This window comes from Mesorhizobium sp. BH1-1-5, from assembly GCF_020165615.1.
Taxonomy (GTDB): domain Bacteria; phylum Pseudomonadota; class Alphaproteobacteria; order Rhizobiales; family Rhizobiaceae; genus Mesorhizobium.
In genome coordinates, this window is the sequence record NZ_JAIUIM010000019.1 from 26,848 (window position 1) to 47,536 (window position 20,689).

Consider the following 20,689-nt stretch of genomic DNA (forward strand, 5'->3'; position numbering starts at 1 on the left):
CGTGGCGGTGAATCTCAGGATCGTCCACTGCTTTCGCTCACCTGTCGGAGGAATCTTCCGGCATGTGCGCGACCTGACCGAGGCGCAGGTCGCCGCCGGCCATGCGGTGGGAATCGTTTGCGACTCGACCACCGGCGGCGACTATGAAGAGCGCTTGTTCGACGCGATGAAGGACAGTCTGGCGCTCGGCATCCATCGCACGCCGATGCAGCGCCATGTCGGGCCGGGCGATCTCGCCTCGGCCTGGCGCACCTATCGAATCATCCAGGAATTGCGGCCGGACGTGCTGCACGGGCACGGCGCCAAGGGTGGCGCCTATGCCCGGCTGTTCGGCTCACTGTTGCGGGTATCAAGGTTTCGCGTTGCCCGCCTCTATTCGCCGCATGGCGGCTCCCTCCACTATGACGAAACGACGGCGACGGGAAAACTGTTCTTCGGCCTGGAGCGCTTCATGGCGCGCTTCACCGACTGCCTGTTGTTCGTTTCCGACTACGAGCGCAACACCTATCGCCGCAAGGTCGGCGAGCCGCCCATACCCAACACGCTCGTCTATAACGGCCTGCGCGCCGCCGAATTCGAACCGGTGGCGGCGGCGAATGCCGCCGATTTCTTGTACATCGGCATGATGCGCGACCTGAAAGGCCCGGATATCTTCATCGACGCGCTGGCTTTGGCCGGCGGCGAGCTGGGCCGTCCGCTGAGCGCGGTGATGGTCGGCGATGGCGACGACCTGCCGCGCTACCACGCGCAGGTCGAGCGGCTCGGCCTCAAGAGCCATGTCCGTTTCCTGCCGCCCATGCCGGCACGGGACGCTTTCGCGCTGGCCGAGCTGATCGTCGTGCCCTCCCGCGCGGAAGCGATGCCCTATATCGTACTCGAGGCCCTGGCCGCCGGCATGCCGATGATCGCGACCGCGGTCGGCGGCATTCCGGAAATCTTCGGCGAAAACTCCCCTGCCCTGATCCGGCCGGATCCCTCCCAGCTCGCGGCAAAGATGGGCACGGTGCTGGACGACCGCGAGGCGTACCGGAAGGCGATGCCGCAGACGGACGAGCTCAAAGCCCGGTTCGGAGCCGATGTGATGGCGGCGGAGATCGAGAAGGCCTATTTCGCCGCGCTGAACAAGTAGACAAGCGGCCGACACGACTGCTTCAAAACCACCGGTTGTTTCAAGGCTTTCTTAGCTCTCTTTTGCTATGCAGTTGCGCGAAGCTCGCGGACTGTTCCCATGAATGAGATCGACCCCGCGCACCGCTTTTCCATGGATGCGGTGCGCAACTACGACGCTCCCGCCGACGGCGAAAAGCCTGGCGGCATCAACGATGTGGCGCGCCAGGTCGCCTCGCAATACCGGCGCGATACCATGTCGCCGATCATGGTCAGCGGCGTGCTGCGCATGGTCGAGTTCGCGCTGCTGTTCCTGTCGGGGCTCGCCGTCTATTTCCACTATGTCGGCTTCTTCACCTATCTGGCGTGGCAGTATCCGCTGGCGATCGCGGCGACGTCGTTCCTGGCCGTGGTGCTGCTCGACGTGACCGACTGCTACCAGATCGCGGCGCTGATGCGTCCGCTCGCCAATTTCGGCCGGCTGCTGCTCGTCTGGGCCGGCAGCTTCGCGCTGATGGCGCTCACCGCCTTTGCCATCAAGGCCTCGGAAGACTATTCGCGCCTTTTGTTCGGCACCTGGTTCGCAGCCGGTTTCTTGCTGATCTTCGGCCTTAGGCTGGTGATGTCGACGCTGATCCGGCGCTGGGCGCGCGACGGCCGCATGGAGCGCCGTGCGCTCATCGTCGGCGGCGGCAAGGCGGCCGAACAGCTGATCCGCTCTGTCGAGAAGCAGCCCTATAACGACATCCGCATCTGCGGCATATTCGACGACCGCAACGACAAGCGCTCGCCGCCGATCGTCGCCGGCTATCCAAAGCTCGGCACGATTTCCGAGCTCATCGAATTCGCCCGCATCGCGCGCATCGACATGCTCATCGTGTCGCTGCCGCTGACCGCCGAATCGCGCGTCTTGCAGCTTCTGAAGAAACTCTGGGTGCTGCCTGTCGACATCCGGCTGTCGGCACATTCGAACGCGCTGCAGTTTAGGCCCCGCGCCTACTCCTATATCGGCTCGGTGCCGATGCTCGACATCTTCGACAAGCCGATCAATGACTGGGATTCGGTCGCCAAGCGTGCCTTCGACATCGTCTTCTCGCTTGTCGGCATCATCCTCTTTTCGCCGGTGATGCTCGCCACCGCGATCGCCATCAAGCTCGACAGCAAGGGACCGGTGCTGTTCAAGCAGAAGCGGCATGGCTTCAACAACGAGATCATCGAGGTCTACAAGTTCCGCTCGATGTATACCGACCGGTCCGACCCGACCGCCAAGCAGACGGTGACCAAGAACGATCCGCGCGTCACCCGCGTCGGGCGCTTCATCCGCAAGACCTCGATCGACGAGCTGCCGCAGTTCTTCAACTCGCTGTTCGGCTCGCTGTCGCTGGTCGGGCCGCGCCCGCATGCCATCGCCGCGCAGTCGCACAATCTGCTCTACAACGAGGTGGTCGACGGCTACTTCGCCCGCCACAAGGTCAAGCCCGGCGTCACCGGCTGGGCGCAGATCAACGGCTGGCGCGGCGAGATGGACACCAACGAAAAGATCCGCATGCGCACCGAATACGATCTCTACTACATCGAGAACTGGTCGATGCTGTTCGACCTGCGCATCCTGTTCCTGACGCCGATTCGCCTGCTCAACACGGAAAACGCGTATTGAGCGCCATCGCCTATCCGTTGCAGCCGCAAGCGGTCAACGCGAAGCTGATTTCGCTGATCGCGTCGGCGGCGATCGGCATCGGCATCCTGCTCTCCGGCTTCGTCATCAGCGAGCCCGCGCCTTACGAAATCTACATGGCCGGGCTGATCGCCGTCTGGGCGCTGTTCGGCCTTCGAATCTCGCGCGCGATCGTGCCCCTGCTGGTGCTCTTGGTGGCGATGAACATCGGCGGCATGATCGCCATGACGCAGATGGCGGATCTCGCCAACACGCCGCTCTATCTCGCCGTCTCGCTGTTCCTGGCCTTCAGCGCGGTGTTCTTCGCCTCGGTGACCTCGGTCCAGCCCAGCCTCTACCGGCTGATCTTCAACGCCTATGTCGTGTCGGCGGTGGCGACGTCGCTGCTCGGCATTGCCGGCTATTTCCATGTCTTTCCCGGCGCGGAAATGTTCACCAAATACGATCGCGCGGCCGGCGCCTTCCAGGACCCGAACGTGTTCGGGCCGTTCCTGGTGCTGCCCGGCACCTATCTACTCTATCTGCTGTTGACCGGCCCGGTGTCGCGCATGCCGCTTCTGGCCGTGCCGCTGCTCATCATCACCGCCGGCATCTTTTTCTCCTTCTCGCGCGGCGCGTGGGGCATGTTCGCGGTGTCGGCGGTGCTGCTTACCGCGTGCCTGTTCCTGCAGAGCACCAGCGGCAAGTTCCGGCTGCGGGTGGTGGTGATGACGATCGCGGCCGTGGCGCTGCTGGTCATCGCTTTTCTGATCATCCTGCAACTGCCCGGCGTGTCGGACATGTTCACCCAGCGCGCGCAGCTCGAGCAGAGCTACGATTCGGCGCGGCTCGGCCGCTTCGCCCGCTACACGATCGGCTTCCAGCTGGCGATGGAGCATCCGCTCGGCATCGGCCCGCTGGTCTTCGGCACGATCTACGGCGAGGACACGCACGACATCTGGCTGAAGGCGCTGATGGATTACGGCTGGCTGGGCTTCATCTCATTCCTGACGCTGACGCTATGGACGATAGGCGCCGGCTTCCGCATCCTGTTGCGCGACCGGCCATGGCAGCCTTATCTGCTCTGCGCCTATGTCGCCTATCTCGGCAATGTCGGGCTCGGCACCTTCATCGACATCGACCACTGGCGCCATCTCTACCTGCTGCTCGGCCTGGTCTGGGGCGCGATCGCGCTGGAATACCGGCACCAGCGGGAATTGCGGCTGGGAGCGCCTGCATACCTGCTTGCAATTTCGCCTGCGCGACAGGCACCGAATTCGGTTGACCCGCACCGCCTTATCACGATACATCGCCACCCGGTCCGGAGTGTAGCGCAGCCCGGTAGCGCACTTGACTGGGGGTCAAGGGGTCGTCGGTTCGAATCCGGCCACTCCGACCATTTAAATCCTTGAAATCCCCCACGAAGACGGCACGAGTGTGCCAGGCGGGTTTATGCCTGCAGCCTAATCCGCATGCGCCGCCAACATGCGCCGCGCGCTTTCCTCGTCGGTGATCAGGATGGTCGGCGCGATCAGGTTCATGGCGCCGAGCAGCGCCTCTGTCTTCTCCGCACCGCCGGAGGTGAGGATGCGGATCGGCGCCTTGCGCAGGCGATCGACATCCACCGACATCACGTGGCTGTTGACGGGATGGTCGACCAGATCGCCATTGCGATCGTAGAAATGGAACAGAAGGTCGCCGACGGCGCCGCGCGCCAGCAAAGCCTCGCGGTCCGCTTCCTTGAGGAAGCCGCCGCGCGAGAAGGTGGTGGCCGAAGCGATGCCGCCGACGCTGAGCAGCACGGCATCGAGCGCGTCGGCCATCTCGAAGATCTCCTGCAGACCGCAACGCTCGACCAGCGCGATCTTGGTCTCGACGCTGTCGACGACGGCCGGCGTCGGCATCAGATAGCCGTCACCCTGGAAGATCTGGGCAAAGCGCCAGGCGAATTCGGCGGGGTTGACCCGACGCGCGACGCCGACGCCGCCAAGCAGCGAGATCACGCTGAAATCAGCCAGCGATTTGGCGCTGATGAACGGCAAGGTATGGAACAGCGTGACGCCCCAGCCGACGCCGACCCGCATGCCGGATTTCATCGCGTCCGACAGGAACATGCCAGTCTTGGCGGCGATTGCCGGGATCGGATCGGCGGTGGGGTCGGTGAGCGGCGCGACCAGCGCCTGCTGCAGCCCAAAGGTCTTCTCCAGCACCCGCTCCAGCCGCACGATCTCCAGAAGCTCGCTCTCGATGGTGATCTTCACCTCGTTGCGCGCCCTCGCCTCCGCCAGCATGCGCACGATGGTGACGCGGCCGACGCCGAGCACGTCGGCAATCTCGTTCTGCGTCATCTGCTCGACGAAATACATCCAGGCGGCGCGGATCCTGAGGCGGTCGGTCCGGCTTTCGCTAACGACCTGCTCGGATGCCTCGGCCGCCGCCCTGCCGTTTTCGGATTCGCCCTGCCGCCGCCTGCCCAATTTCCCCTCCAAGCCCGGCGATGATGCTGCCTCGCCGATTCTGCATGCTGGTTAAATATCGTCTATTGATCTACCAATCGAGGCGAACAATCTAGAGAGGGCGACTGGTGCCCCAAGCCCTGACCGGCTTCCGCATTTCGAGGCGATTGGCGATGCTGCGACAAATCTCCGAAGATGTCCGCGCCAACCTGAAGGACCGCCTTCGGGAACTGCGCGACACCATCCGCCAGAGCCGTCACGACAGCGCCGGCGATAGCCAGCACGATATCGCGGGTAATTTGCCGCCCTTTCCGGGCCGCAGCCTGCTTGGCCATGCCGCGAGCGCCGTCGACGAGGCGCTGACGATCGCCGAATCCTTCGTTCCGCATTCCCGGCCGCTCAAGGTCGACGGCACGACGGTCAAAAGCCTGCGAGCCTATTTCCCGCAAGGCGATGAAGACCGGCAGATCGGCGGCGAACGCCAGTTCAGGCGTGACATGTATTATCTGACCCGCGCGGTTCTCGCTGGCTACGGCATCGATAATCCGCGCGTTCACGAGGCGAGTTTTTCCGCCGTGCACGCCGCGATGCGCAAGCGCCACGCGGATCTTCTGGCTGCCGCGACGGCGGACGCGGCGTCCACGGACCAGATCGCCGCGGCTTGCGCGGCTCTCCTCGTCGAATGCCTCAACCATCGTCCGGTCCAGCCTGGCGAGATCGGCACAGGCCCGGCGATCGCCGGCGACCGGTGTCTCGACATCCGGTGCCTTGCGCCCGTGATGCTTGCCTGCGGACTGGCGACCAAGGCGGACGGCGGCACGCCCGAGCCCGACATTCTCGAGATCGCGGTGCTGGCGGCCGAAGTGCGGGCGGATCGCATCCGGCAGGCTTGCGGCCAGGCCAATGCGGCCAAGGAACTGACACCGGTTCTCGCCACCCTGCTCGCGCATCTGACGTAACCGGCCGTTCGACATCGGTTATTTTTCGGCCGCCATGGCGGCGATCGTCTTCTTGGCACGCTGGATCGAGGCCGGGCTCATGCTGAGCTCGGTCAGGCCCATCTTGATAAAAGTCGGGATAAGGTCCGGACGGCCAGCGGCCTCGCCGCACATGCCGACCATGATGCCGGCGGCGACACCCGCCCTGGCCGTCAGCTCGATCGCCGACATCACCGCTGGATTGGTGACATCATTGAGCTTGGCCACCGTCGGATTGAGGCGGTCGGCGGCCATGATGTACTGGGTGAGGTCGTTGGTGCCGATCGAGAAGAACGCCACTTCCTTTGCCAGCGCCGGCGCAATCAGCACGGCGGCCGGCGTCTCGATCATCACGCCGAGGTCGAAGCCCGCGTGCGGCACGCCTTCGGCCTTCAGCTCAGCCGCGCATTCCTCGACAAGCGCGCGGGTGCGCGTGACCTCCGCGATCTCCGAGATCATCGGCAGCATCACCTTGATGTTGCCGTGGACTGCGGCGCGCAGCAGCGCCCGCAACTGACGCTTGAAGATGTCGGGGCGGTCGAGGCACATGCGGATGCCGCGCCAGCCGAGGAAGGGATTTTCCTCGTCCGGGAATTCGATGCCGGCGATCGGCTTGTCGCCGCCGATGTCGAGCGTGCGCACGATGACGGAATGCGGCGCAAACGCCTTGGCCAGGGCGCTGTAGGTCTCGGCCTGCATGTCTTCCGACGGCAGGTGCATGTGGCGCATGAAGAGCAACTCGGTGCGGAACAGCCCGACGCCCATGGCGCCGACTTCCTGGGCCGCTTCGATCTCCTCGAGCGAGCCGATATTGGCCGCGACCTCGATCACCGTGCCGTCGGCGCGGATCGGCGTCACGCCCTTGAATATCTTGAGGCCCGCGCGCTCCTGCGCCGCTGCTTCAACGCGGCGGGAGAAGTCAGCCCGCGTGGCCTCGTCCGGATCGACGATCACATGCCCGGCATTGCCGTCGATCGCCACCTGACTGGCGGTACGCAACGCGTTGACCTTGTCGCCGAGGCCCAGCACCGCCGGGATGCCGTGCGAGCGGGCGATGATGGCGATATGCGAGGTGGCGCCGCCATGGCCGCAGACCACGCCGCCGATGCGCTTCAGCGGCGCGCGCGCCAGGTCCCAGGCGCCGATGTCGTCGGCGATCAGGATCGCACCCTGCGGTATCGTCTCCAGGCTGACCTCGTCCTGGCCAAGGAGCACCAGGCAGATCTGCCGGCCGACGGCATGGACGTCGTCGGCCCGGGCATTGAGATAATGGTCGTCGACCGCGCTGAAATCGGCGGCGACAGCGGCCGCGGCCGCAATGACCGCCGACACCGCGTCGTCGCCTTCCTTGATCAGTTTTTCGACCTCACCGGTCAGGCTGTCGTCGGCGGCGATGTCGCGCAGCGCCGCGACGATACCACGGTCGCCGGCCGAGAGATTGTCCTTGGCAAGCGTGCGGTCCATGCGCGCCTGGACGCTGGCAACAGCGCCGCGGAAGCGCTCGAGCTCGCCGTCGATCTCATCGGCCAGCAGGCGCCTGCCTGGTCCCTCGATCTCGGCCGGGAAATGGGCAAAGGCCGGCCCTATGGCCACGCCCTCGCTGGCGGCGACGCCCTGGAGTTTCGGTGTTCCATCCGCAGACGCGGCAGCCGTCGGCGTCGCTTGCGGGGCAGGTGCGGCTGCTTCCGAGCCACCCTCACCCGCTTCGTCGTCGAGGCCGGCGCGCGGGTTCTCCAGATAGCCGATCAGCGCCTCGATCGCTTCGATGGCGTCGGCGCCGCTGGCGCGCACGGTGACTTCCTGGTTCTCTTTCACCGCCAGCAGCATCAGCTTGACCGAGCTCTTGGCGCTGACCGCCTTGCCGTCCTTGACCAGCTCGACATCGGATTCGAAACCCTTGGCGAGCTTGACGAACCGCGTGGCGGGACGGGCGTGCAAACCTTCGTGCACTCTGACGATGGTCGAGCGTTCCATGGCAATACTCTAGCTTATGGCGCCGTCCGTTGACGGCAAATCCTATCAGGCGGCGATGGTGATGACAGCGCCCGGCGTCAGCGCCGTCACCAGCGCTCCGGTGTCGATCTCCGACGCGCACAACTCGCCGGGCCTTTCGGCTTCGGTCGCGCCGTTGAAGGAGATGACGACATGGCCCATTTCGCGGACCTTGCTCCAGGCCGTTTCGCCGACGGCCGTTATCGTCGCCGAAACCGGTCCGAGCGTGATCGACGCGCCTTTTTTCGGAGCGTCGTCACTGGGTCCCTGCTCTGCCAGATGAAGCACGGAAACCTCGGCCAGTTCGGGAGGTGAGCCATCCGCGAACAGGATGACCACGCCGCCCTCGGCGAGGTCCGCCACTTCGGGTCCTATTGCCGTGACCCGTGTCTTGAGAAGAACCGACATATGGCGAACCTCGATATTGTTGATGTCTTAGAAAACGATCAGGGAGACGACCCATGCGATCAGCACGGAGACCGGGCCCATGATCTGGCGGCTGATGAGCACCGCCGGCACGCCGATTTCGATCGTCTTCGGCTTGGCCTCACCGAGCGCCAGACCGACGGGAACGAAGTCGCAGCCCACCTGGGTGTTGTAGGCAAACAGCGCCGGCAGAGCCATTGCGGGCGAGATGGTGCCGTTGGCGATCTGCGGGCCGATGATGGCGACGCCGATGACCTGGGCGATGACCGCGCCTGGCCCCAGGATGGGCGACAGGAACGGCAGGCCGCAGATGGCCGAGATGACCAGCAGGCCGACGATGTTGTTGGCCAGCGGTCCCATCGGCTGCGCCAGCACGTCGCCGATGCCGGTATAGAGGATCAGGCCGATCAGCATGGTCACGAAGGCCATGAAGGGCAGCACGTTGCGGACGACCTGGTCGATGGTGCGGCGGCCGGAATTGAAGAAGATGCCGACGACACGGCCCATGACGCGGCCGATCGAGCTGATCAGGCCGATAAGCCCGCCTTCGCTCGGCAGCGGCTCCGCCGCCCTGGCTGTATTGGTGCTGCTTGAACTCATCGATGCTGCTCCCCCCGCAGTGGTGACCGCCTCGGATCCGTCCGCCATTACGACGTTGGCCGGCTTCACGCCCGAAACGTAGATGTCTTCCGTGATGAACTGGGCGAGCGGACCCGCCTGGCCGACTGGCGTCAGGTTGACGGTCGGGATACGCTTGCGCGGATAGACGCCGCAGCGCGCGGTGCCGCCGCAATCGACGACGACGACCGCCATCTCGCTTTCGATCGGCGGCGCCTTGAAGCCGTCCACCGCCTCGGCGCCGGTCATGTCGGCGATGAGCTGCGCCACCGGATGAATGCCGCCGCCGGTTACTGACACGACCTTGCTGCGCTGTTCGGTCGGCTCGATGACCAGCGGGCCACCCCAACCGGTGGACCCCCTCGAGATCTTTACTGCCTTGTATGTCTTGGCCATGGTGTCCTCCCGCCCTTAGAGCTCGACGCCCTGGCGGCGTGCCATGATGGCGGTGATGCGCTCGGTCAGCATGCCCTTCAGTAGGATGACGACGAGGCCGACGATGGCGTACCAGATCGCCACCTTGACGTGATAGCCGTTGGCGATGACGCCCCGCTTCTCGAGGTCGAGTAGCGCGACCAGCATGCCACCCCAGACGAAATATTCACCGGGGTTGATGTGCGGGAAGAGGCCGAGCGGCGGATGCACGTAGGACACCGCAGCGTCGTAGAAGGCAGGCTTGTGCTTTTCTTCCAGGAAGGAGCCGAAGGTGTAGGCCATCGGGTTGGTGAGGAAGAACACCGACAGGACCGGCAGCACGGTATAGCGGGTCAGCGCGATGCGGCCGGCGCCGCGCGCCAGGCCGTGGACGCGCTCTTCGCCGACCAGTTCGGTGACGGCGTAGAAGGCGGTCATCAGCACCACCAGAGTCGGGATGATGCCGGTGACGAAGCCGGCGAACACTTCGCCGCCCTTCTGGAAGATGCCGATGAAGTATTTGCCGATCGCGGTCAGCCAGCCGAGCTGCTCTTCCTGCTGCACGTTCTTCAGCTGTTCCTTCAGCTGATCGGCGGTGACCGGCGCATTGTCGGTCGTCGCCTGCGCCAGGACAACAAGATGATCGGTGGCATGCTCGACGCCGAGCTTGCCGTGCCAGGCAGCGTCCGAGACCATGGTGCCTGCGACATGCAGGTTGTGCACCGCCAGGTCGGCATGCTGCGCCAATAACGAAATTACAGACATTTCTCCTCCTTATGACCCCTGCCGGTCATTCCCAGCCGGCCGCCGGTGTCGTTTAAGCCCTTGCTACGTTCAAGCCGGACAGGCCCGGCTTCTTCCCCGGCTCCGACCGCGCGCGGTCGATCTGCTCGATCGCCCGTTTCACGGCCTCGGCCACACCGGGTTCCCCCTCCCCCATGATCGCAGGGTTGGACCGGAGTCGATCGAGGGGGACGCCCTCGAATTCTTCATGTCGCTTGAACTTGGTCAGCACCGAGCGGCCGCTCATGACCATCATGCGGCGCACGATGAGATCCGGCGTCACGACGACGAGCGCGATGGTGCCCTTGGCGAGGCGGCCGCGGAAATTGCCGGCGCCGACGAAGCCGTCCTTGTACTGGTTGGTGACACCTTTGAAGACGTCCGAATAATGCCGCATCTGCAGCCAGACGCCCAACGATTGCAGCGCCCAGACAACAAAAAGCAGAAGCAGCGCCCACTGCCAGATCGCCATTTCGGTTTCCTCCCGAGTCTCTTTCTCCGGCTCATATTGGACGGAGGCGAGATGACCCGAAAGTGAGAACATTTGTTTCCTCGAATGTCAACATGTATTATATTAGCCGCCATAACGCTCCACAGGCGGCTGGCCGGTTTCGGCATCGGCGGGGCCTGTGCTAGCCTGTGGTCAAACGGGAAATGAGACATGGATCTGCCCTTCAGGCACGAACTGGCGCTTATGCCGGACCTTCGCCACCGGCTGCGGCAGTTGCGCTGGTTTCGCGCTACTTTCCGCAGCAGCGCGAAGGTGGTGTCGGAAACCTTCGGCGTGCGCTTCGAGATCGACGAGGCCAAGCTGACGCGCGCCTTCCTCGACTGGATCGAAGTCATGGAAGCGCAGAAGCGATTCGCGGCGATAGACCGCGCGGACTTCATCGTCTTCGCCGCCGGGCTGGTGCTGCGCGAGCTGATCCGGCAGGCGCCGGCGCGCGAGATTTCCGGCCTCACCGAAATGATCGAGACAGAGGCCAATGCCGGCACGGCGGAAATCGTGCGCTTCTGGCCGGAAGGTTTCCTTTATACCAACTACTGCGTGTCGGCGATCCTGGCCGTGCACGAGCAGGAGTTCGGCACGGCGCCAAGCATCGACAAATGCGCCGACGACCTGCGCACTTGGTGGTCCTATCGCGAGAACACCACAGAGATGCCGGCCTATGCCGTGGCCTTCCTCGACCGCTTCCTCGGCGCCGAGCCCAACTGGATCACCCCCGACCGCGCGCAGTCGCGCCAGGCCATGCAGCGCGCGCTCGGATCCACGCCGGTCAGCGAGGCGCTGCGCCAGCTTTGATGCGTTGGGGACGTCGCCGCCTTACTATTGAACATCTGACTTTTTATCGATAGCGATGTGCACATTGTGAGGCCGGGAGAAACGCGTGGCGCAATCCAGACTGATGATTTTCGACTGCGACGGCGTTCTCGTCGACAGCGAGCCGCTGGCCGCGAAGGCCTATGAGCGCGTCTACGAGAAGCACGGCATGCCCGGCGTCCATGGCGGCATCATCGCCCAATGCATCGGCATGAAGCAGTCCGACATCATCGTCAAAATCAAGGAACTGACCGGCCATCAGTTTCCACCCGCCGCCGACGGCGATATCTGGGCCGAGACCAAGCTGCTCTTTTCCGAGGAGTTGAAGCCGACGCCGGGGATCGCGCCATTCCTCGGCGCGCTTGCCGGCGACCGCTGCGTCGCCTCGTCATCTTCGGTCGAACGCATCAACCACAGCCTGGCGGTGACGGGGCTTGCGCGCTTCTTCGGCGAGGCGATCTTTTCCTCCTCAATGGTGAAGAACGGCAAGCCGGCGCCCGATATCTTCCTCTACGCCGCCGAAAAGATGGGCGCAAAGCCAAGCGACTGCGTTGTCATCGAGGATTCGCCCTTCGGCATCCAGGGCGCTGTCGCGGCCGGCATGATTGCGATGGGCTATATCGGCGGCGGGCACACTTATCCCGAGCACGGCGCGCGGCTGAAGGCTGCCGGCGCCGATTTCGTCTGCGCCGACTGGCATGAGGTCGGCCGAGAGTTGGCCAGACTGGGCGTGCCGGCTTAAGCTAGCGGAGGCTTGGGAAGCGCCGCCGGGTCCACTCACCGGGCGGCACCAATCCCCCCACGCGGAAGTTGAAGGACAGGACCCTCGTCGCATCGGCGTCGACCTCGCAGCGGAAGCTCAGATCGAACCATTGGGTTGTCGTGCTGAAGGCGGCTTGCGTGGGGTTGAGAACATTGCCCTGCTTCAGGGGAATGGTCGGCAGCCATTTCGGCGAATAGTCAGCACTTTGCAATTCCTGGTTCAGGACGTTGGCGCACAGATTGGCGACGCGCTGATCGCGCGGCACGTTCTCCATCGAGCTCGTGGCCAGCGCATTGCCGGTCGCACCCGGCGAGTAGAGCTTTCTGACGCCCGGCAGGCCGGAATAGATCGGCGATCCCGCGACCTCGCTGTCGGCAGAGTTCGACCTTCCCGGGTTCACGCTTGGCGCTCTCAAAGCTCTTGCGGATTTGAACTTCATCGCCTTGGAAGGTTTAGGCTTTGCCTTTTCCGCTGATGATGGCGGCGCGGGCTTGTCGCCGGACTCGGACGTCAATGGCTTTAACGGCACGGCCGATTGCTGTTCGGTGGTTTGCGGCGGCGTCTCCTGTTTGTCGGGCTGCTGCTTGTCGGCATCTTCAGTGGCCTGCTTCTCCTCGCTTTGCGCGGGTTGTTCGTCCGGCGTCGCGGTTGCCGGCTTCTCTTGAGCCTTGCTGGAATCCGCCTGCTGCTCGGGCGTTGCAGGCGAAGCGGGCTGGCTGGGCGCGGGCTTCGGCGCGACCGGCGGCTTCGCGGGCTCATTCTGGGCTGGCGACGGCGCATTGGATGGAGCGCTGCCTCCGTCGGCTGATTTCTCCGGGCCGGTATCCTTCTCGCCATACTGGAAAACGCGCTTCAGAACCGGGATGTCCTGCGGTTTCGGCGGCTGCGGAGGCGGAGGCTTTTGCACGGGCTGCTCAGGCGGCTTTTCGACCTTTTGTTCAGGTTTCGGCTCCGGTGGCTTTGGAGCGGGTTTCGGCTTTGGCTGTTCCGGCGGCGGCACGATCGCGACGTTGACCGGCTGTTCCTGCTGATCCGGCTGTTGCTCGGGTCTCGGCAGGCCAAAGAATAGGAACGCTGCAATCAGGGCATGCAGGAATAGCGATGCGGCCAAGGCCCACCGCCAATTCCGAAACCATTCCCGCATCTTGCCGTTCATTGCGCCCGATGTGGAACGAAATGACGGCGGCTTCAAGCGCTTGCCGGAATTCGTGCGTGCTGCCGGCCTGACAAGTCGGTGATCGGACGGCCCGTGGCGTCGGATCAAGGCCTTGCAGGGATTGGCTTACACCAGCATGCCCATCGGGTTCTCGATCATGCGCTTGAAGGCGCCGAGCAGCTCCGCGCCAAGCGCGCCATCGACCGCGCGATGGTCGGTCGAGAGCGTCACCGACATCACCGTCGCTATCTTGATCTCGCCCTTCTTCACCACCGCCCGCTCCTCGCCGGCGCCGACCGCCAGGATCGTCGCATGCGGCGGGTTGATGACGGCGGCAAAGTCCTTGATGCCGAACATGCCGAGGTTAGACACCGCCGTCGTGCCGCCCTGATACTCCTCGGGCTTCAGCTTGCGGCTCCTGGCGCGGCTGGCCAGGTCCTTCATCTCGTTGGAGATGACCGACAGCGTCTTTTCATCCGCATGCCGGATGATCGGCGTGATCAGGCCGCCGGGGATCGACACCGCAACCCCGACATCGGCATGCTTGTGCTTGACCATGGCGCTGTCCGTCCAGGAGGCGTTGGCGTCCGGCACCGCCATCAGCGCCATGGCCATCGCCTTGATCACCATGTCGTTGACCGAGAGCTTGTAGGCCGGGGCCTCGCCCTTATCGGTCTTCCTCATCGGGGCTGCGGCATTCAACTGCGTGCGCAGCGCCAAGAGCGCATCGAGCTCGCAATCCAGCGTCAGATAGAAATGCGGGATGGTGGACTTGGCCTCGACCAGGCGGCGCGCGATGGTCTTGCGCATGTTGTCGTGCGGCACGAGCTCGTAGGAGCCTTCGGCGAACAGCTTCAGCACCTGGTCGTCCGACATCGGCTTGGGCGCAGGGGCCGGAGCGGACGGGGCGCCCGCAGGCGCCTTCGCCGTCGGCGCGGCCTTGGCGCCGCCGGAAGCGACAGCAGCCTCGACGTCGGCACGCACAACGCGACCGCGCGGACCGCTACCCTGTATGCCGGCGATCGCCAGGCCCGCCTCACGGGCCAAGCGGCGCGCAAGCGGCGTCGCACGCCCGACGGTCGGCGATTGGCTGATCTCCCCCCCTGTGGGGGAGATGCCCGGCAGGGCAGAGAGGGGCGCGACGGAACGAGACGTTGGCGGGACAGCGCCCCCCTCTGTCGGCTTTGCCGACATCTCCCCCACTTGGGGGGAGATTGGAGCCTTGTTCTGCGCCGCCTCAGCCGCATAGACCTCATCGTCGGCATAGATCCACGCTACAGGCTCGCCGACGGGAATGTCGACGCGTTCCTTGCCGGTGACGTTGCGCAGCGTGCCGCTGGCCGGCGCATCGATCTCCATCGCGGCCTTGTCGGTCTCGATCTCGAAGAGCACGTCGCCCTTCTTGACGCGAGCGCCTTCCTCGGCGAACCAGCGCGAGATCTGGCCGGTCGCCATATCCATGTCGACCTTGGGAAGAATGACTTCGGTCGGCATCGCTCAGCGGACCCCTTTCACGAGGTCGCGGGCAGCAGTGATGATGTCGGGAACCTGCGGCACCGTCGCCTTTTCCAGATCCGGATTGTAGGGGATCGGCGTCTCGGCGCCGCCGAGGCGCACGATCGGCGCGTCGAGATAGTCGAACGCCTCGCTTTCGGCGACGAGCGCGCTCACTTCCGCGCCGATGCCGAGCGTCTTCACCGCTTCGTAGACGCAGAGCAGGCGCGAGGTCTTCTTCACGCTGTCGATGACGGTCTGCCTGTCGATCGGACGAATCGTGCGCAGATCGACCACCTCGATGTCGATGCCCTCGCCTTCCAGCGCCGTAGCGGCGTCGAGCGCCTTCTGCACCATGATCGACGTGGCGACGATTGTGAGGTCGCGGCCTTCGCGCCGGATCTCGGCCTTGCCGATCGGAACGGTGTAGTGGCCTTCCGGCACGTGGCCCTTCATCTTGTAGAGCAGCTTGTGCTCGAAGATCATGACCGGGTCCGGATCGGCGACCGCGGCAAGCAGCATGCCCTTGGCATCGTGCGGCGTCGCGGGCTGAATCACCTTCAGCCCAGGCACATGCCCAAGCCAGGCCTCCAAGCTCTGACTGTGCTGCGCGGCGGCGCCCGTGCCGGAGCCGGCTGGGAACCGCATCACAACCGGCACCGAGACCTCGCCGCCAAGCATGAAGCGCATCTTGGCCGCCTGGTTGACGATCTGCTCCATGCCGAGCGTGGCGAAATCCGAGAACTGGAATTCGAAGATCGGCCGCATGCCGGTGACGGCCGCGCCCACGGCGACGCCGGCGCCGCCCAGTTCCGAAATCGGCGTGTCGATCACCCGGTCGGTGCCGTAGCGCTCGACCAGATCGCCGGTCACCTGGAAGGCGCCGCCATAGACGCCGATATCCTCGCCCATCAGGAAGACGCGTTCGTCCATGTCCATGGCGATGGCCATGGCTTCCTGGATCGCCTGGGCGTAGCTCAGTTCACGCAGCGCGGCGTCCATCACGCATGCTCCGTGTAGACATAGTTCTGAAGGGTGGCGATCTCGGGCGCCGGGCTCACCTTGGCGAACTCGATGCCGTCGGCGATCTCCTTGGCGACCGCGTCGCGGATCGCCTGGATGCCCTGGTCGTCGATGAAACCGAAATCGCGCAGCTCGGTCTCGAACAGCGTGATCGGATCGCGGTTCGCCATCCAATCCTCGATCTCTTCCTTGGTGCGGTAGCGGTTGCGGTCGCTCTTGGAATGGCCGCGGTGGCGATACGTCTTGGACTCGATCAGCGTCGGCCCCTCGCCCGCGCGCGCCCGCTCCACCGCCTTGAAGGACGCCTCGGCCACCTCGGAGAAGATATTGCCGTTGACGATGACGCCGGGCATCGAATAGGCGGCTGCCCGCTCGGCGATGTTCTTCACCGCGGTCGAGCGCGCCGTCGAAGTCGACATGCCGTAGCCGTTGTTCTCGCACACGAAGATCACCGGCAGCTTCCAGATCGCCGCCATGTTCAGCGCCTCGTGGAAGGCGCCTTCATTGTTGGCGCCGTCGCCGAAGAAGGAGACCACGACCTTGCCGGTCTTCATCATCTTGGACGAGAGCGCTGCGCCCACCGCGATCGGAATGCCGCCGGCGACGATGCCGTTGGCGCCGAGATTGCCCTTGGCGACATCGGCGATATGCATGGAGCCGCCGCGACCCTTGCAGTAACCCGTGGTCTTGCCGAAGAACTCGGCGAACATGCGGCTGACCTCGGCGCCCTTGGCGATGCAATGGCCATGGCCGCGATGCGTCGAGGTGATCTGGTCATCCTCGGCGAGCGGCATGCAGATGCCCATGGCGCTGGCTTCCTGGCCGATCGACAGGTGCATGGTGCCGTGGATCAGGCCGCGCGTGTAGCACTCTTCCGCGCCCTCTTCGAAGCGGCGGATGAGATACATCTTGTGAAGCACCGCTCTCAGTTGCTCCGGGCTGTACTGGCGATAGACGAAAGGCAGGTTGGCCCGGCTATCCACGACGGCTTTGCTGGCTCCAGCCATGATCACGCCTCCACAGCGCCGTACACGATCTTGTCCTGGCGGGCGCGCAGCTCGGCGATCTTCGAGCCCGGCGCGGGCGCCGCGTTGGCATAGGTGATGAGCTCGCCCTTCTTGATGGGCTGGGTGACGGAGCCGCCCTGCAGCAGGCCGCAAGGGATGGCGCGCGCCGCATGGGCTTCCGGGGCCGTCATGATCCAGGCGCGATAGCAATACTCGCCGATGGCATCGAGCTTGTCGCCGGGCTTCAGATCCTTCTTGGCGACGGCGCACACTTCGGCCACCGGCTTGGCCAGCGGCACCATGTCGGCCTTGCCGTAAAGCACGACACGGGCGCAGGTCAGCGGCACTTCCAGCGAGGTCAGGTGATAGGGACGATGGAAGGTGAAGTACGGGCCCTTGCCCATCTTCAGGTCTTCCATGCGCTCCGAAATGCGCGGATGCGACATGTCGGCGACGACGAAAACGCCGGGCGCGACACCCTTGCCGATCGAATAGTCGACGACGCCGACCTTCGACAGCACGCCGCCGTCCTTCTGCGGCACCAACACCTTCGACAGTTCTCCGAGCGTCGCCGCCGGGCCGTGCATGCCAGGCTTGTCGGGAACCAGCCCGGTCGCGTTGGCGATCGCCGCCATTTCGACCATGGTCTTCGAACCGTCGACGAATTCGACCAGCATGCGCACATTCATATGCCGGCGCTTCGCCTCCTCCTCGTAGTCCGGAGGCGTGGCGTCGATGTTGAGCGGGTTGTTCTTGCCCTTGCCCGCGGCAACGATCGGATGGCCCATGGCGGAGACGAATTCGATCAGCTCCATGCAGGAAGACGGCTCGTCGCCGGCGCCCAGCGAATAGGTGACGCCGAGGCGGTCAGCTTCTGCCTTGAGATAGGCGCCGATGGTGACGTCGGCTTCGACATTCATCATCACCAGATGCTTGCCGTGCTCCATGGCGCGCAGGCCGATCTCGGCGCCGACGGCCGGAACGCCGGTCGCATCGATGACCACGTCGATCAGGTCATTGCCGATGACAAGGCTGGAATCGTTGGTGACGGCGATCTTGCCCGCCTCCATGGCCGAGGTCATCGCCGAGGCGGTCGACACTTCCCGCGCGTGTCCGGTTTCCTGGAACGCGATATCGACGGCCTTGCTCGCCGCCGGCAGGTTGAGTTCCGAAATGGCGCCGATCTCGATGCCGGACATATGGGCGACGCGGGTGACGATGTCGGTGCCCATTTCGCCGGAGCCGATTAGGCCGATGCGGATGGGCTTGCCGGACTTGGCCCGCTCCTCGAGATCGCGGGCAAGGCCCGTCAACGAAATGTTGGATGCCATACCGTGTATTCCTCCCAATCGCATGCTGTTCGGTTGCTTGACGGGTATTGAACATATGTATTTCTGTCAAGACTAATGTCCATAATTTGGCCAATAGTCGACGCTTTTCGAATTGGTCGAGGCGCAACGGCGAAAGGCGCGGGCGGCGCGCACCTGTACCAGACCAATGGAAGCAAGCGGCTGCGACCGGAGCGAGGCCGAGTGCCAGCCAAAGCCGAGCTACGGCCCGCAACGAACCATCAGAAGATATCTAGGCGGCAATTGTTATTGGCAAACGTCGACCCATACGGCGCCGACCAGATCGGTCATGCGCTGCGGTGTGATGCGCACCGCGGCATTGGTGGCACCGGCCGCGGGAACGACCTCGTCGAAGGCCTTGAGCGACAGATCGCAATAGACGGGCAGCGGCGCCGGCAGGCCGAACGGGCAGACGCCGCCCGGCGGATGGCTGGTGACTGCCAGCACCTCTTCGCCGCCCAGCATGCGCGGCTTGCCGCCCATCCTGTCCTTGAATTTGCGGTTGTCGAGCCTTGCGATGCCACTGGTCACGACCAGCATTGTCTCGTCGCCGACCCGCAAGCAGATCGTTTTGGCGATCTGTGCCGGCGTGACGCCATGGGCTTCGGCGGCCAAAGCGACGGTGGCCGAGCTTGCCTCGGTGACGATGACCTCCACGTCCGGCGCGTGCTCGGCAAAGAAGGCGCGAACCGATTCCAAGCTCATAATACCCTCGTCAGGTCTGTCCAACAGCAGCGGTGGCGAATCGCATGACGCGACCATTATTGGCAAGAGCCAGCGCCTCCGCTTCGCAGGCACTAAAAAGCCCGCCGGGCAAAACCTCGGCGGGCTCCTGGGTGGACGCTTCCAGCGTCTCTATTGCTGCGTGGGCCGATTCTCTTCAACCGGCACCCTGATCAATTCCTCTTCCGGCACTTGCAGCGCGGAAGCGATGCGCCGGAGCTTGGCGGGGTCGGCGTCCTTGCCGTCCTCGATGTCGACGATCTCGCCCACGGCCAGGCCGCAGGTCAAAGAAAGTTCCTCGATCGTGTATCCCCTCGTTTCGCGAGCGGCTTTCAATGGATTGAGGCCGGGCGCGGCAATGATATCGTTGGAAACAGCGTTACGTGCGGTGTTGGGCATGGCAACTCCTTAAAGATGAAACAGGTCGGATGAAAAGTGGCGTTGCCTGAGACGGGCGGGAGAATGCTCGTTAACAAATGATTTGCCAAGAGCACCGATGCGGCGTCACACCATCGTGAGCGGCGTTTTGGCCGAATGCCTCGGGCTTCGTACATGTAAGGTCGCGCGGCGCTCAATCAAGTTCTTTTGAAGGTCCGTGACCGGATTCGCCGGCATTTTCGATGCCGAGATTCGTTAGCTAGCCGTCACCGGCGGCCGACGGACGGCGCCGGGCAATTCTCGGAAGGATCTAATGCCATGAATTTGAAATCATTCGCAATTGTGCTTGGCGCAATCTCAAGTGTCATCGGCGCGACGCAAGCGTGGGCGGCGGATGCCGCACGCATTCGAGGCACTGTCGTCAGCGTTGCCGGATCGATGCTTACGGTGAAGGACCGCGACGGCAAGACCGATGCGATCACGCTTGCCGACGGCTGGAAGATTTCGGGCGTCGCCAAGGCATCGGCGGCCGATATCAAGCAGGGCGATTTTCTCGGCATCGCCTCGATATCCAAGGCCGACGGCGGCAGTGGCGCGCTGGAAGTCGTGATCTTCCCGGCCGCGCTGAAGGGTACGGGCGAAGGCGATCGCGACTGGGATCTGCAGCCCAACAGCCGCATGACCAACGGCACCGTCGCCGACGTCACCGAGATCGAAGGCCGCACGGTCACGCTCACCTATGACAACGGCCAGAAGAAGCAGATCGCGATTCCGCAGACGACACCTATCGTGACGTTCGCCAGCGCCACGTCGGCCGATCTCAAGCCGGGCATCGCAGTGTTCGTCAACGCCGAGCGGGGCGGTGATGGCAAGCTCCTCGCCAACCGGGTCGTGGTCGGGAATCACGGCTTCGCGCCGCCCATGTGAGGCAAGGCGGCCGGATCCTTCCAAGGATCGCGCGACGTCGTCCCTCAGGGCGGGGGCACGCGGCGCTAGAGGGCTCTCAGAAACAATCCAGAAACAAAAATCTACATTTGGGAAAAATTGT

At 64.3% G+C, this 20,689-nt stretch carries 21 protein-coding genes, 1 tRNA gene and 1 pseudogene; 8 read left to right on the forward strand and 15 right to left on the reverse strand.

Features of this window, described 5'->3' with window-relative positions; all coding sequences use genetic code 11:
• The first annotated feature begins 1 nt into the window (after position 1).
• Positions 2 to 1,129, forward strand: a complete 1,128-nt coding sequence (locus LB572_RS23475; RefSeq protein WP_224669397.1) for a glycosyltransferase — start codon at positions 2 to 4, stop codon at positions 1,127 to 1,129.
• A 99-nt stretch (positions 1,130 to 1,228) separates the two neighbouring features.
• Positions 1,229 to 2,764 carry an undecaprenyl-phosphate glucose phosphotransferase gene (locus LB572_RS23480; protein WP_140809507.1) on the forward strand — a complete coding sequence of 512 codons (1,536 nt, stop codon included), beginning with the start codon at positions 1,229 to 1,231 and terminating at the stop codon, positions 2,762 to 2,764.
• A gap of 130 nt (positions 2,765 to 2,894) precedes the next feature.
• Here LB572_RS23480 and LB572_RS23485 read toward each other — a convergent pair whose 3' ends face one another.
• Positions 2,895 to 3,032 (reverse strand): hypothetical protein, encoded by a 138-nt coding sequence (locus tag LB572_RS23485; RefSeq protein ID WP_224669398.1) that lies wholly within the window; start codon positions 3,030 to 3,032, stop codon positions 2,895 to 2,897.
• Positions 3,033 to 3,405: 373 nt separating this feature from the next.
• Between LB572_RS23485 and LB572_RS34755 the strand changes: the two are divergent.
• A pseudogene (locus tag LB572_RS34755) lies at positions 3,406 to 3,711 on the forward strand (hypothetical protein); the annotation flags it as partial.
• Between the two features lie 69 nt (positions 3,712 to 3,780).
• Here LB572_RS34755 and LB572_RS23495 read toward each other — a convergent pair.
• Positions 3,781 to 3,969 carry a hypothetical protein gene (locus tag LB572_RS23495; protein WP_224669399.1) on the reverse strand — a complete coding sequence of 63 codons (189 nt, stop codon included), beginning with the start codon at positions 3,967 to 3,969 and terminating at the stop codon, positions 3,781 to 3,783.
• A gap of 114 nt (positions 3,970 to 4,083) precedes the next feature.
• Between LB572_RS23495 and LB572_RS23500 the strand changes: the two genes are divergently transcribed.
• Positions 4,084 to 4,160, forward strand: a tRNA-Pro gene (locus LB572_RS23500).
• 64 nt (positions 4,161 to 4,224) lie between these two features.
• On the opposite strand, the gene LB572_RS23505 is transcribed toward LB572_RS23500, so the two are convergent.
• A complete protein-coding gene (locus LB572_RS23505) occupies positions 4,225 to 5,238 on the reverse strand; it encodes a sugar-binding transcriptional regulator (RefSeq protein WP_140809505.1) in 1,014 nt (337 codons plus the stop codon).
• 152 nt (positions 5,239 to 5,390) lie between these two features.
• Between LB572_RS23505 and LB572_RS23510 the strand changes: the two genes are divergently transcribed.
• Positions 5,391 to 6,176, forward strand: coding sequence for a hypothetical protein (locus tag LB572_RS23510; protein WP_224669400.1), 786 nt, complete (start codon positions 5,391 to 5,393; stop codon positions 6,174 to 6,176).
• Between the two features lie 18 nt (positions 6,177 to 6,194).
• Here LB572_RS23510 and ptsP read toward each other — a convergent pair whose 3' ends face one another.
• The 5 genes from ptsP to LB572_RS23535 are packed head-to-tail and all read right to left on the reverse strand — an operon-like array spanning position 6,195 to position 10,899.
• The gene (gene ptsP, locus LB572_RS23515) at positions 6,195 to 8,168 is read right to left on the reverse strand and encodes a phosphoenolpyruvate--protein phosphotransferase (protein ID WP_224669401.1); all 1,974 of its coding nucleotides are present in this window, start codon (positions 8,166 to 8,168) and stop codon (positions 6,195 to 6,197) included.
• Between the two features lie 45 nt (positions 8,169 to 8,213).
• Complete coding sequence (locus LB572_RS23520; protein WP_140809498.1) at positions 8,214 to 8,594, reverse strand: PTS glucitol/sorbitol transporter subunit IIA; 381 nt, start codon at positions 8,592 to 8,594, stop codon at positions 8,214 to 8,216.
• Positions 8,595 to 8,621: 27 nt separating this feature from the next.
• Positions 8,622 to 9,626 carry a PTS glucitol/sorbitol transporter subunit IIB gene (locus LB572_RS23525; protein ID WP_140809496.1) on the reverse strand — a complete coding sequence of 335 codons (1,005 nt, stop codon included), beginning with the start codon at positions 9,624 to 9,626 and terminating at the stop codon, positions 8,622 to 8,624.
• A gap of 15 nt (positions 9,627 to 9,641) precedes the next feature.
• Positions 9,642 to 10,409, reverse strand: coding sequence for a PTS glucitol/sorbitol transporter subunit IIC (locus LB572_RS23530; protein WP_127867858.1), 768 nt, complete (start codon positions 10,407 to 10,409; stop codon positions 9,642 to 9,644).
• Between the two features lie 52 nt (positions 10,410 to 10,461).
• Complete coding sequence (locus tag LB572_RS23535) at positions 10,462 to 10,899, reverse strand: transcriptional regulator GutM (protein ID WP_140809494.1); 438 nt, start codon at positions 10,897 to 10,899, stop codon at positions 10,462 to 10,464.
• Positions 10,900 to 11,088: 189 nt separating this feature from the next.
• Here LB572_RS23535 and LB572_RS23540 point away from each other — a divergent pair, with 189 nt between their 5' ends.
• Both LB572_RS23540 and LB572_RS23545 read left to right on the forward strand, forming a co-directional pair.
• A complete protein-coding gene (locus LB572_RS23540) occupies positions 11,089 to 11,730 on the forward strand; it encodes a hypothetical protein (RefSeq protein WP_140809492.1) in 642 nt (213 codons plus the stop codon).
• Positions 11,731 to 11,833: 103 nt separating this feature from the next.
• Positions 11,834 to 12,490, forward strand: coding sequence for an HAD family hydrolase (locus LB572_RS23545; protein WP_263498286.1), 657 nt, complete (start codon positions 11,834 to 11,836; stop codon positions 12,488 to 12,490).
• A gap of 1 nt (position 12,491) precedes the next feature.
• Here the strand turns inward: LB572_RS23545 and LB572_RS23550 are convergent, their stop codons facing one another.
• The 7 genes from LB572_RS23550 to LB572_RS23580 form a co-directional block, all read right to left on the reverse strand.
• A complete protein-coding gene (locus LB572_RS23550) occupies positions 12,492 to 13,667 on the reverse strand; it encodes a DUF930 domain-containing protein (protein WP_224669403.1) in 1,176 nt (391 codons plus the stop codon).
• Positions 13,668 to 13,793: 126 nt separating this feature from the next.
• A complete protein-coding gene (locus tag LB572_RS23555; RefSeq protein ID WP_224669404.1) occupies positions 13,794 to 15,161 on the reverse strand; it encodes a pyruvate dehydrogenase complex dihydrolipoamide acetyltransferase in 1,368 nt (455 codons plus the stop codon).
• 3 nt (positions 15,162 to 15,164) lie between these two features.
• Positions 15,165 to 16,163 (reverse strand): alpha-ketoacid dehydrogenase subunit beta, encoded by a 999-nt coding sequence (locus LB572_RS23560; protein ID WP_140811512.1) that lies wholly within the window; start codon positions 16,161 to 16,163, stop codon positions 15,165 to 15,167.
• Complete coding sequence (locus LB572_RS23565) at positions 16,163 to 17,191, reverse strand: thiamine pyrophosphate-dependent dehydrogenase E1 component subunit alpha (RefSeq protein ID WP_224669405.1); 1,029 nt, start codon at positions 17,189 to 17,191, stop codon at positions 16,163 to 16,165. Before LB572_RS23565 ends, LB572_RS23560 begins: the two co-directional genes overlap by 1 nt.
• A 2-nt stretch (positions 17,192 to 17,193) precedes the next feature.
• Positions 17,194 to 18,522, reverse strand: a complete 1,329-nt coding sequence (locus tag LB572_RS23570) for an NAD(P)H-dependent oxidoreductase (RefSeq protein ID WP_140809235.1) — start codon at positions 18,520 to 18,522, stop codon at positions 17,194 to 17,196.
• Between the two features lie 264 nt (positions 18,523 to 18,786).
• Positions 18,787 to 19,245 (reverse strand): YbaK/EbsC family protein, encoded by a 459-nt coding sequence (locus LB572_RS23575; protein ID WP_140809234.1) that lies wholly within the window; start codon positions 19,243 to 19,245, stop codon positions 18,787 to 18,789.
• Positions 19,246 to 19,395: 150 nt separating this feature from the next.
• Positions 19,396 to 19,662 (reverse strand): helix-turn-helix domain-containing protein, encoded by a 267-nt coding sequence (locus tag LB572_RS23580; protein WP_224669406.1) that lies wholly within the window; start codon positions 19,660 to 19,662, stop codon positions 19,396 to 19,398.
• A 297-nt stretch (positions 19,663 to 19,959) separates the two neighbouring features.
• On the opposite strand from LB572_RS23580, the gene LB572_RS23585 reads away from it, so the two are divergent.
• Positions 19,960 to 20,568 carry a hypothetical protein gene (locus LB572_RS23585; RefSeq protein ID WP_140809230.1) on the forward strand — a complete coding sequence of 203 codons (609 nt, stop codon included), beginning with the start codon at positions 19,960 to 19,962 and terminating at the stop codon, positions 20,566 to 20,568.
• Positions 20,569 to 20,689: the final 121 nt, after the last annotated feature.

Excerpts from the sequence above, each read along its gene's own strand:
- LB572_RS23570 (WP_140809235.1), bottom strand. The coding sequence starts at position 18,522 with ATGGCATCCAACATTTCGTTGACGGGCCTTGCCCGCGATCTCGAGGAG.
- ptsP (WP_224669401.1), bottom strand. The coding sequence starts at position 8,168 with ATGGAACGCTCGACCATCGTCAGAGTGCACGAAGGTTTGCACGCCCGT.
- LB572_RS23585 (WP_140809230.1), top strand. The coding sequence starts at position 19,960 with ATGAATTTGAAATCATTCGCAATTGTGCTTGGCGCAATCTCAAGTGTC.
- LB572_RS23540 (WP_140809492.1), top strand. The coding sequence starts at position 11,089 with ATGGATCTGCCCTTCAGGCACGAACTGGCGCTTATGCCGGACCTTCGC.
- LB572_RS23565 (WP_224669405.1), bottom strand. The coding sequence starts at position 17,191 with ATGGCTGGAGCCAGCAAAGCCGTCGTGGATAGCCGGGCCAACCTGCCT.
- LB572_RS23550 (WP_224669403.1), bottom strand. The coding sequence starts at position 13,667 with ATGAACGGCAAGATGCGGGAATGGTTTCGGAATTGGCGGTGGGCCTTG.
- LB572_RS23535 (WP_140809494.1), bottom strand. The coding sequence starts at position 10,899 with ATGGCGATCTGGCAGTGGGCGCTGCTTCTGCTTTTTGTTGTCTGGGCG.
- LB572_RS23480 (WP_140809507.1), top strand. The coding sequence starts at position 1,229 with ATGAATGAGATCGACCCCGCGCACCGCTTTTCCATGGATGCGGTGCGC.
- LB572_RS23525 (WP_140809496.1), bottom strand. The coding sequence starts at position 9,626 with ATGGCCAAGACATACAAGGCAGTAAAGATCTCGAGGGGGTCCACCGGT.
- LB572_RS23560 (WP_140811512.1), bottom strand. The coding sequence starts at position 16,163 with ATGGACGCCGCGCTGCGTGAACTGAGCTACGCCCAGGCGATCCAGGAA.
- LB572_RS23555 (WP_224669404.1), bottom strand. The coding sequence starts at position 15,161 with ATGCCGACCGAAGTCATTCTTCCCAAGGTCGACATGGATATGGCGACC.
- LB572_RS23520 (WP_140809498.1), bottom strand. The coding sequence starts at position 8,594 with ATGTCGGTTCTTCTCAAGACACGGGTCACGGCAATAGGACCCGAAGTG.
- LB572_RS23580 (WP_224669406.1), bottom strand. The coding sequence starts at position 19,662 with ATGCCCAACACCGCACGTAACGCTGTTTCCAACGATATCATTGCCGCG.
- LB572_RS23530 (WP_127867858.1), bottom strand. The coding sequence starts at position 10,409 with ATGTCTGTAATTTCGTTATTGGCGCAGCATGCCGACCTGGCGGTGCAC.
- LB572_RS23545 (WP_263498286.1), top strand. The coding sequence starts at position 11,834 with ATGATTTTCGACTGCGACGGCGTTCTCGTCGACAGCGAGCCGCTGGCC.
- LB572_RS23510 (WP_224669400.1), top strand. The coding sequence starts at position 5,391 with ATGCTGCGACAAATCTCCGAAGATGTCCGCGCCAACCTGAAGGACCGC.
- LB572_RS23575 (WP_140809234.1), bottom strand. The coding sequence starts at position 19,245 with ATGAGCTTGGAATCGGTTCGCGCCTTCTTTGCCGAGCACGCGCCGGAC.